General features: G+C 62.7%; 10 protein-coding genes and 1 pseudogene. 10 read left to right on the plus strand and 1 reads right to left on the minus strand.

The window, feature by feature from the left end:
- The 4 genes and pseudogenes from QZ638_RS19555 to QZ638_RS19570 form a co-directional block, all read left to right on the plus strand.
- Nucleotides 1–92, plus strand: a pseudogene (locus QZ638_RS19555) (branched-chain amino acid ABC transporter permease); the annotation flags it as partial.
- The gene (locus QZ638_RS19560; RefSeq protein WP_295813575.1) at nt 89–1054 is read left to right on the plus strand and encodes a branched-chain amino acid ABC transporter permease; all 966 of its coding nucleotides are present in this window, start codon (nt 89–91) and stop codon (nt 1052–1054) included. The pseudogene QZ638_RS19555 and the gene QZ638_RS19560, both read left to right, overlap by 4 nt.
- On the plus strand, nt 1042–1782 hold the full coding sequence (locus tag QZ638_RS19565) for an ABC transporter ATP-binding protein (protein WP_295813576.1): 741 nt from the start codon (nt 1042–1044) through the stop codon (nt 1780–1782). The genes QZ638_RS19560 and QZ638_RS19565 overlap by 13 nt, the downstream gene beginning before the upstream one ends.
- A gap of 1 nt (nt 1783) precedes the next feature.
- The gene (locus QZ638_RS19570) at nt 1784–2491 is read left to right on the plus strand and encodes an ABC transporter ATP-binding protein (protein ID WP_295813577.1); all 708 of its coding nucleotides are present in this window, start codon (nt 1784–1786) and stop codon (nt 2489–2491) included.
- Between the two features lie 21 nt (nt 2492–2512).
- Here the strand turns inward: QZ638_RS19570 and pncA are convergent, their stop codons facing one another.
- Nucleotides 2513–3112, minus strand: a complete 600-nt coding sequence (pncA, locus tag QZ638_RS19575) for a bifunctional nicotinamidase/pyrazinamidase (RefSeq protein ID WP_295813578.1) — start codon at nt 3110–3112, stop codon at nt 2513–2515.
- A gap of 166 nt (nt 3113–3278) precedes the next feature.
- On the opposite strand from pncA, the gene QZ638_RS19580 reads away from it, so the two are divergent.
- The 6 genes from QZ638_RS19580 to QZ638_RS19605 form a co-directional block, all read left to right on the plus strand.
- Nucleotides 3279–4133, plus strand: a complete 855-nt coding sequence (locus QZ638_RS19580) for a xanthine dehydrogenase family protein subunit M (RefSeq protein WP_295813579.1) — start codon at nt 3279–3281, stop codon at nt 4131–4133.
- Nucleotides 4130–6877 (plus strand): molybdopterin cofactor-binding domain-containing protein, encoded by a 2748-nt coding sequence (locus tag QZ638_RS19585; RefSeq protein ID WP_295813580.1) that lies wholly within the window; start codon nt 4130–4132, stop codon nt 6875–6877. The genes QZ638_RS19580 and QZ638_RS19585 overlap by 4 nt, the downstream gene beginning before the upstream one ends.
- Complete coding sequence (locus QZ638_RS19590; protein ID WP_295813581.1) at nt 6874–8400, plus strand: 6-hydroxynicotinate reductase; 1527 nt, start codon at nt 6874–6876, stop codon at nt 8398–8400. The genes QZ638_RS19585 and QZ638_RS19590 overlap by 4 nt, the downstream gene beginning before the upstream one ends.
- Nucleotides 8397–9308 (plus strand): UPF0280 family protein, encoded by a 912-nt coding sequence (locus QZ638_RS19595; protein WP_295813582.1) that lies wholly within the window; start codon nt 8397–8399, stop codon nt 9306–9308. Before QZ638_RS19590 ends, QZ638_RS19595 begins: the two co-directional genes overlap by 4 nt.
- On the plus strand, nt 9301–9885 hold the full coding sequence (locus QZ638_RS19600) for an amino acid synthesis family protein (RefSeq protein ID WP_295813583.1): 585 nt from the start codon (nt 9301–9303) through the stop codon (nt 9883–9885). The genes QZ638_RS19595 and QZ638_RS19600 overlap by 8 nt, the downstream gene beginning before the upstream one ends.
- A gap of 60 nt (nt 9886–9945) precedes the next feature.
- Nucleotides 9946–10135, plus strand: a 190-nt coding sequence (locus tag QZ638_RS19605) for an NAD(P)-binding protein (protein WP_295813584.1), incomplete at its 3' end; no start/stop codon positions are given.

Consider the following 10135-nt stretch of genomic DNA (forward strand, 5'->3'; position numbering starts at 1 on the left):
CGCCGACGCTCGCCAAGATGCTGGCGACGCTGGCCGTCGCCATGATCCTGGTGTTCCGCCCGCAAGGGCTTTTCGGAGCGGCGGCACGATGACCAGACTGACGCCTTCGACAAAATCCATTGCGCTTCATATCGGCGTGGTATTCGCGCTGCTGGCTCTCAATTTTCTCTTGCCGGAATATCACCGTGGTGTGTTTGCACGGGTTCTGGTGCTGGCTGTTTTCGCCATGGGTTACAATCTGGCCTTCGGCTATACGGGCCTGCTCAGCCTCGGGCATGCCATGTTCTTTGCCGCCGGGCTCTATGGTGCGGGCCTGACGATCTATCATCTGGAATGGAGCGTCTGGCCGGCCTTCGGAACGGGGCTTGCCGCCGGTGCTGCGCTGGCGCTGGTTGTCGGCTTTCTGGCGCTGCGCACCACCGGCGTGGCGTTCATGATCGTGACGCTGATGTTCGCGCAGGTCTTCTACCTGATGACCCTCTACTTCACGACCTATACGCGCGGCGAGGAGGGGCTCGTTCTGCCGCAGGAAACGCGGGTTCTAGGCTTTTCCGGCGGGATGCTCGATCTTTCCGATCCCTCGACCCGCTATCTGGTGGCGCTTTCGCTGTTCACGCTGGTGCTGGCGGCGATCCTCTTTCTGGTGCGCGCGCCCTATGGCCGCTCGCTGATCGCCATTCGCGAGAACGAGGAGCGCATGCGCATGCTGGGCTATGACGTTTTCGCCAACAAGCTGGCTTCGGTGGTGATTTCCGGCATTTTCTGCGCCGCTTCGGGCGCTGCTTATGCGGTTCTGTTCGGCTATGTCGGGTCTGGTTTTGCGGCGATCCAGTATTCCATTCTGCCGCTGCTCTGGGTGCTGGTCGGCGGTGCGGCGACGACGCTCGGCCCGCTCATCGGCACGCTGTTCATGTTCTATGTGATCGACACGGCGTCGAGCTACACCACCGCGCATTTGATGGTGGTCGGGCTGGTATTGATCGGTGTTATTCTGTTCTTCCCCAAAGGCATCATCGGCACGGTGCGTGAAAGGTGGTTGCCATGGCTACCGTGAGCCCGCTTCTTGAAACTCATGGGCTTGGCCGGTCTTTCGGCGGTCTGCGTGCGGTCGATGGTGTGGATTTCTCTTTGCCTGAGGGCGAGACGCACGCGATTATTGGCCCGAACGGGGCCGGCAAGACCACTTTTGTAAGCCTTATATGTGGGCGTGTTGCGCCCACCGAGGGACGCGTCGTGTTCGACGGGCAGGACATTTCAAAGATGCCGGCCCACAAGCGCGTGCGCGCCGGCATCGCCTACACGTTCCAGATCACCAGTGTCTTCGCCAATCTGACGGCCTTCGATAATGTGGCGCTGGCGGTACAGAGGCAGTTGATCGACGATCATGAACGCGGCCTGTCCGCGCACGCGCTCACCGAACATGGCCTGGATGCGCTGGAGAAGGTGGGGCTTGCGGAACATGCACACAAGGTGGCCGGCAATCTGTCCTACGGTCATCAGCGGCTGCTCGAAGTCGCGATGGGGCTGGCGCTCCGGCCGCGACTTCTGATCCTCGATGAGCCCACGCAGGGGCTTTCCGACAGCGAGATCGAGAACTTTGTCGCGCTGGTGCGCCAGATCGGCGAGGAGGCGACGGTGCTTCTGATCGAACACAATATGGATGTGGTCATGGCGCTTGCCGAGCGCATCACGGTGATGGAGCAGGGGCGCATTCTCGCGCAGGGCGCACCTGCCGAGATCCGCGCCAACCAAGCCGTCCAGCAGGCCTATCTCGGAGGTTGAGATGACGGCTGCTCTGAAAATGGAGAATGTCGATAGCGCCTATGGCCATGTGCAGGTGCTGCGCGGCTTCGATCTGGAGTTACGCTCTGGCGAGGTGCTCTGCCTGCTTGGCCGCAATGGCGCAGGCAAGACCACGGCGCTGAAGACGATCATGGGGCTGGTGCCGGCAACGGCGGGGCGCATTCTGCTTGGCGATGTGGACCTGACCGGCCTCGCGCCGCACGAGGTCCCGAAAGCCGGTGTCGCCTATGTGCCGCAGGGGCGTCGGCTGTTTTCAGAACTCACGGTGGGTGAGAACATCGAGATCGGGCTGATGACACGGGGCAACGGCGCTGCAACGCGCGACAGCGTGCTCGCGCTCTTTCCGGTTCTGCGCGAGCGGCTGAAGCAACGCTCCGGCACGCTTTCGGGCGGCGAGCAGCAGATGCTGGCCATGGCGCGCGCGCTGTGTCTTGAGCCGCAGGTGCTGCTGCTGGATGAGCCGACCGAGGGGCTGATGCCGTCGATGATCGCACGGATTCGCGAGACGGTGGCGGGGCTGCGCGAGCGCGGAGTTTCCACCATCCTAGTCGAGCAGCGGGTTGATGCCGTTCTGCCCGTGGCGGATCGTGTTGCCTTCATCGAGAATGGCCGCAACCGCGAGACGGTTGATGTGGAACGCCTGCGCGCCGATCCGGATATGGTGCATCGCTATGTAGGGGTAGGGTGATAGGGGCGCCTCACCCCTTTTTCATGCCAGCGTTACGCCAGCCTCTTTCATCTTCGCCGTCATACCAGCCAGTGAGGCGCCAAGGTCAATGGCGCGGCAGCCGTCGAGGACCACGGTGGCCTCGAAACCTTGTCGACATGCGTCTATGGCCGAATAGGCGACGCAGAAATCCGTCGCCAGGCCCGCCAGCGTCACCCTGGTGATGCCGCGTTCGCGCAGATAGCCTGACAGGCCGGTCGGTGTTTCATGATCGTTCTCGAAAAAGGCAGAATAGCTGTCGATTGCCTGGCGGAAGCCTTTGCGGACGACAAGCTCCGCCCTGTTCCAGGCGAGCCCTTCATGAAATGCTGCCCCTTTGGTTCCTTGCACGCAGTGGTCGGGCCACAAGGTTTGCGTGCCATAGGGCATCTCGATCGTCTCGAAGGGGGCTTTGCCGGAATGCGACGAGGCGAAGCTCGAGTGGCCTGCCGGATGCCAGTCCTGCGTCAGCATCACGTGCTCGAAGCGTTCGATCATCCCGTTTATGACTGGAACCACCTCGTCGCCGCCCGCCACGGCGAGCGCCCCGCCGGGGCAGAAATCGTTCTGCACATCGATCACGATCAATGCCTCATCGGCCATCCCTGTCTCCTGTTTGCATGAAATCAGCGCGAAGGTGGACCGAATGTTCCCCTTTGACAAGCACGCTAAGGAGCGTATCATTCGTATACAAATGAATTTAAGCCCTGCCGCAAGAGCATCGAAAAGGGCTTGGGAACGGTGTCGCGATTGGGAAGGCAGGCTGAGCATGGACTATGCCAGACCGACCGAACTGGAGGAAGCGCTCGGGCTCTTATGCACGAAGCGCTGGACGATTCTTGCGGGCGGCACGGATTTCTATCCCGCTCTCGGCGCAGGGCCGATGAAAAGCGACGTGCTTGATATCAACGGCCTGTCGGCCCTTCAGGGAATACACGAAACGGAGACACATATTGTGTTCGGCGCGCGTACAAGCTGGAGTACAGTGATCGATGCGCCCCTGCCGCCCGCTTTCGACATGCTTAAGCGCGCTGCCCGTGAGGTCGGTTCGGTGCAGATTCAGAACACCGGAACGATCGCCGGCAATCTTTGCAATGCGTCGCCGGCCGCCGATGGTGTTCCGCCACTTCTGGCCCTCGATGCGGACGTTGAACTGCGTTCCGCCGAGGGCGTTCGTCATCTGCCGCTCTCGGCTTTCGTTCTCGGCAATCGCGAGACGGCGCGGACACCTGAAGAATTGCTCACTGCGATCCATGTGCCCAGAGCGTCCTCGCGAGGAGCATCAGGCTTTGTGAAGCTGGGAGCAAGACGTTATCTGGTGATCTCGATCGCCATGGCCGCGGCGCGGGTCGTCCGCGACGGCGAGCGCATCGCGGAGGCGGCGATCAGCGTTGGTTCTTGCTCGGCGGTGGCACAGCGTCTTTCCGGTCTCGAGGCACAGCTTAAAGGCGCTATGTGTGCCGACATTCGTCGGGCGATTTCCGATTACGATTTTCCCGAACTCTCGCCCATCGACGATGTGCGGGGTACTGCGGCATATCGTGTGGAGGCGGCTCGGGAGATCGCGGTACGTGCATTGGAACAAGCGTTGGACGGGATGGATTGTCGGGGGGCTGCGGCATGAGCGGCGCGCGTTTTTCGATTTCCTTCGAGGTCAATGGCAAGCCGGTGGTCGCCGAGGTCGCTCCGCTTCAACGGCTTTCTTCCGTTCTGCGGGACGGGTTGGGGCTCACCGGCACGAAGGTCGGCTGCGATGCGGGCGATTGCGGAGCCTGTACCGTTATGGTTGACGGCGCGATGGTGTGCGCATGTCTCGTCCCGGCGGCCAATCTTTCGGGCACCCAGGTGCGCACCGTGGAGGGGCTAGCCAATGGCAGTCTGTCGGCGCTTCAGGAGTCCTTCCTGCGCCACGGGGCGGCCCAGTGCGGGATTTGCACACCGGGCGTTCTGGTGAGCGCGGCAGCACTTCTGGAGCAGAACCCGACACCGTCTGAGACCGAGGTGCAGGACGCGCTGGGCGGGGTTCTGTGCCGCTGCACCGGTTACCGCAAGATCATCGAGGCGGTGATGAACGCCAATCGCTCCGTGGGTGTTGATACCAGCATGGTGGAGCAGGGCCGTGCCGTCGGTGCCTCGCCGATCAGGCTCGATGGCGAGCGCAAGGTGAAGGGAACGGAGATCTTCGGTGCGGATGAGCGACCTGCCGATGCGCTTTCGGTGGCGGTGGTGCGGTCGCCGCATTGGCATGCCGATTTCGAGATCGGTGACACGGAGGCGTTCATCGCCGCGCATCCGGGCGTTGCCGCGGTTTTCACGGCAGCCGATATTCCAGGCGAAAACCGGTTTGGCGTCATCCCGCCTTTCGCCGATCAACCGGCGCTGGCCGAGGGTCGGGCGCGGTTTCGCGGCGAGGCGGTGGCGCTGATTGCGGGCGAGCGTGCCGCAATCGAGGCACTCGAATTGGATGCCTTCCCGATCCGCTGGCAGGAACTGCCCCACGCTCTGACACCCGATGAGGCCCGGCGGGATGGCTTTGCGGATTTGCATGAGGGGCGGACGGGCAATGAGCTGACGCGAGGGTTCGTGGAATGCGGCGACCCGGAAGGCGCGCTTTCCGAGGCCTTTGTCTCGGTCTCTGGTGAGGTCGAGACCTCTTATGTGGAGCACGCCTATATCGAGCCGGAAGCGGGCTATGCGATGATGGAGGGCGAGACGCTCGTCATCAAAGCCTGCACGCAGGCGCCCTATATGGATCGCGACGACACGGCCAAGGTGCTTGGTCTGCCGCCGGAGAAGGTGCGCATCGTGCCGCTGGCGACGGGCGGCGGTTTTGGTTCCAAGCTTGACGTCTCCTTGCAGCCGCTGGTGGGGCTGGTGGCGCTCAAGACCGGGAGACCGGCGGCGATTGTGTATACGCGCGGGGATTCCATGCGCTCCACCACCAAGCGCCACCCGGCAACAATGCGCGCTTCGATTTCGGCGGATGAGGCGGGGCGCGTCACCGGCATGGTGTTTGAAGGGGATTTCAACACTGGCGCCTATGCGAGCTGGGGGCCAACGGTGGCAAACCGCGTGCCGGTTCATGCCTCCGGCCCCTATCGCACGCCGAACTATCGCGCCACAGGCCGAGCCATCCACACCAACGGCCCCGTGTCCGGCGCGTTCCGCGGGTTCGGTGTGCCGCAGGCCACCATCATGCAGGAAACGCTCTACGACCGGCTGGCCGAAAAGCTTGGCCGCGACCGGCTGCAATTTCGCATCGACAATGCGCTTGTCGATGGCGACCGCACCACATGCGGGCAGGCGCTTTCGGGGGTCGGCATTCGCCCGTGTCTCGATGCGCTGAAGCCGCACTGGGCGCGCGCTCAGGCGGAGGCCGACAGTGCCAACGCCGCCGACGGAAGAGTGCGGCGCGGCATCGGCATTGCCTCCTGCTGGTACGGCTGCGGCAACACCGCTCTGCCAAATCCTTCGACGATCCGTGTCGGCATCACGGCCTCCGGCGCGGTGATGCTGCATCAGGGCGCGGTCGATATCGGTCAAGGCTCCAATACGGTCGTGACACAGATATGTGCCGATGCAAGCGGCCTGCCGCTTTCGGCGTTCCGGCTTGTTGACGGCGATACCGCAGTGACGCCCGACGCAGGCAAAACTTCAGCGTCGCGTCAAACCTATGTGACAGGCAAGGCGGCGGAAAAAGCGGGGCGGACGCTTCGTGAAGAGTTGTTGCGGTTTGCCAATGTGTCGGATGGCGCGGCAATCGAACTTGAAGATGGTGCGCTTGTCATTCGTGAGGGTGCCGCGCGCCGGAAGCTGGACCTGTCAGGCATCGAGCCCGACGCGAATGGTTATGTGTTTTCGGCAGAGGAAACCTACGATCCGCCGACCACGGCGCTGGACGAGAAAGGACAGGGTGTTCCCTATGCCGTATATGGCTACGGCGCTCAGCTTGTGGAGTTGGAGGTCGACACCACGCTTGGCACCGTGCGGCTCTTGCGGATCACTGCCGCCCATGATGTAGGCCGTGCCATTAACCCGCTCCTGGTGGAAGGGCAGATCGAGGGCGGCATAGCGCAGGGTATCGGTCTCGCTCTCATGGAGGAGTATGTGCCGGGCCGCACAGAAAACCTGCACGATTATCTGATCCCCACCGTGGGTGATGTGCCTCCGATCGAGACGATTTTGTTGGAAATACCGGATCCGGAAGGACCATTCGGCGCCAAAGGACTGGGCGAGCATGTGCTTATTCCCACCGCGCCGGCAATTCTCAATGCGATCCGCCATGCCGTGGGAGTCGAAGTGACCAAGGTGCCTGCCACGCCGAGCCGCATTCTGGCGGCTATCCGGGCGCGGGAGGGTAGAGGATGAACGAGCTTACAGAACGTTTTGAGGCGGCTCCGCCCAAGCAGCCGGCGGGCGACAAGCTGCGCTGCGATGCCTGCCCCGTCATGTGCTACATCGCCGAGGGACGCACCGGCGCTTGTGACCGTTATGGAAACTTCGGTGGGCGCATCACGCGCTGCGATCCGGTCGCCATTCTCGAACACGCGGCTGAAGAAGGCGACATGGTTGTCCCATTCGAGGGGGAAGCTCCATGGGATGGCGCGCTGGTCAACACAAAGCGCCGGTTCGTGAGCGCGATCGGAGCAGGGACCACTTATCCCGATTACAAGCCGGCCCCCTTTATCGTTTCCCAGGAGGTCGAGGGCGTCGATCTCGTCACGGTGGTCACGGAGGGAATTTTCTCTTATTGCGGCGTCAAGGTGAAGATCGACACTGACCGGCATCTCGGTTCCGAAGCCGCAATGGTGCGGGCGGATGGCGAGGCGATCGGTCATGTTACCACCGCCGAATACGGCAGCCAGATGCTATCGCTCGGCGGGGTTCATCACCTGACCGGCGGTTCGAAGGTCGAGGGTCGGATTACCTGCCGGGCGCTGATGGACCTTTGCAACAAGAAGCCGGTGGAATTGTCCATCGACGGCGGCGCCAGCGTCGTCGTGCAGGCCGGAAAGCCGCCGGTCATCGACGGCACCCGCGAGGAACGCATGCGGGTCGGTTGCGGCTCGGCCACCATCGGCATGTTTGCCTCGCAATGGAAGGGTCTGGTGGATGAGGTCGTGGTTGTGGACGATCACATAACCGGAGTCGTTTCCGAGCATCAGGCCGGCAAGGTAATCGGTTGGGAGGACACCGGCATCAAGATCATCGGCCGCCGTTCAACGCCGGGGCGCTATTTCAAGGTGTCCGAACCGGGGCTCGGCTGGGGCGGTACGACGATCGACGATCCGCTGGAAATACTCGGCCCATTCAACGAAAAGAAGGGTGCGCGGCCGGGCCTCTCCCTGCTTATGGTGTCTACGACCGGCGAGCAGTTTGCCTATTACGAACTGGATATGGCGCTCAAACCGGTGAAGAAACCTTTTCCCGACGCTTTGCGTAAGTCGGTGGCGCTGATCGAAGAAAACTGCGAGCCGGCGCTTTGCACGGTCCTGTTCATGGGCGGGGCGGGTGGTAGCCTTCGCGCCGGAGTGACCGAGAACCCCGTTAATCTGACACGCTCTGTTCAGGGGTTGAATACCTATGTCACGGTGGGTGGCGCTCCGGTCTATGTGTGGCCGGGCGGGGGCATCACCATCATGGTTGATGTGATGCGTACACCCGAAAACGCTTTCGGTTATGTGCCGACGCCGGCGCTGGTGGCGCCCATCGAATTTACGCTCAGACGTGAGGATTACGTTCGCCTTGGCGGCTACGGAAACGAGGTCCGAAGTGTCGAGGACGTTTTGGAAAAGGGCGGCGAGTATTTCAATCCGCGGAAGACACAAGTGGCTGCCGTTTCCAATCCCTGGCCGCCGCTCCAGCAATTGCGACGGGAGCCGAAACGATGAACGGCCCCGCTGTCAGTTGGCTCGCCGATGGCCGCCGCTTGCATCTGAACCATGGTCCAATCGACCTGATCGTCGAGGCGTTCGGGGAGGAACGGGAACGGCTCGCCGCTTATCGGCAGGCCGTGAGGCGCTTCGAAACGATTCTTGATGAACTGGTGGCGGAACTGCCGGCGCTGCGCAGACCGGCGGGTGCGAAGGCCCGCCCTTTTACCTCCTCCACCGCGCTTCGGATGGAGACGGCCGTTCATGCATATGTGCCTGCCTTTGTCACCCCGATGGCGGCGGTGGCCGGCAGCGTCGCTGACGAGATTCTGGCAGCGCTCGTCGAAGGCCGAACGCTCGCGCGCGCCTATGTGAACAATGGCGGGGACGTTGCCTTTCATCTGACCGAGGGCGAAAGCATCGACGTTGCCATCGCCGGGACCGACCGCGGCTTTGCCGATCGACTGGCGATCCGCTTTACCGATCCTGTCCGCGGCATTGCCACGAGTGGTTGGCGTGGGCGCAGCCATTCGCTCGGCATCGCCGATGCCGTAACGGTGCTCGCCCGTTCCGCCGCTGCTGCCGACACTGCCGCAACGCTGATTGCCAATGCCGTGGACCTGCCCGGGCACCCGGGTGTCACGCGTGTTCCGGCAAATGGGATCGACCCCGACAGCGATTTGCGGGGCCGGCTGGTAACAAAAGCGGTCGGGCAGCTTGCGTCCGCCGACATCGCGGAAGCGCTCGAAAACGGGGTTGCCACAGCCAATAGCATGCTGGCGCGTGATCTTATCGAAGCAGCGGCTCTCTTTTTGTGTGGTGAATCGCGTGAATGCGGTTCCATTATTTCTGGTGCGCAGGCAGACACGCCTGCGCTGGTTATCTTGCCGGCCCCCTCCATACGCAAAGGTTCGATCCATGCCTGAATTCGCCCTGCGCAAAATCGCGCTCGTGACAGAAGAAATTTTTCATGAGGGTGGAACGGCCCCGGGGGTTCCGCGCCGCCGCGCCGCCGCGCTTGCATTGGTGCAAAACCCCTTTGCGGGTGGGTATGCGGACGAACTGGAAAGCGCGATGGACGATCTGAAGCCGCTCGGGCTTGACATGACAGACCGCCTGATCTCTGCACTCGGCGGCGATATCGCGGTCATAGACGGTTTCGGCAAAGGCGCGATTGTCGGCACGGCGGGCGAGTTGGAGCACGGGGCGCTCTGGCATGTGCCGGGCGGCTATGCCATGCGCGAACGGCTCGGCGATTCCAAGGCCATCGTGCCGTCTTCGAAAAAGGTCGGGGCTTTCGGCGCACGCATCGACATCCCGCTTGGTCATATCAATGCCGCCTATGTACGCAGTCATTTCGATGCGATGGAGGTCGGGATGGCCGATGGCCCGCGCCCCGACGAGATTTTGTTTGTGCTTGCCATGGCTTGCGGCCCGCGTATCCATGCCCGTATGGGAGGCCTCAAGGCCGAAGACGTGAAGGGCGAGGACGGCCTGCGCTGAGCGGCCCGGTGAGGAAGAGCCCGCAGAGGAAGAGGAGGTCTTGAAGTGACGGAATCCCGCATGACCACCGATGTCGTGATCATCGGCGCCGGCCCGGTCGGCCTCTTCGCGATCTTCGAGCTGGGCCTGCTGGGCCTGAAGGCGCATCTGGTCGATATCCTCGACAAGCCCGGCGGCCAGTGCGCCGAGCTCTATCCGGAAAAGCCGATCTACGACATTCCGGCCCTGCCGGTGGTGACCGGCGGCGAGC

It is taken from the genome of uncultured Nitratireductor sp. (assembly GCF_913053745.1).
In the GTDB taxonomy this organism is placed as follows: domain Bacteria; phylum Pseudomonadota; class Alphaproteobacteria; order Rhizobiales; family Rhizobiaceae; genus Nitratireductor.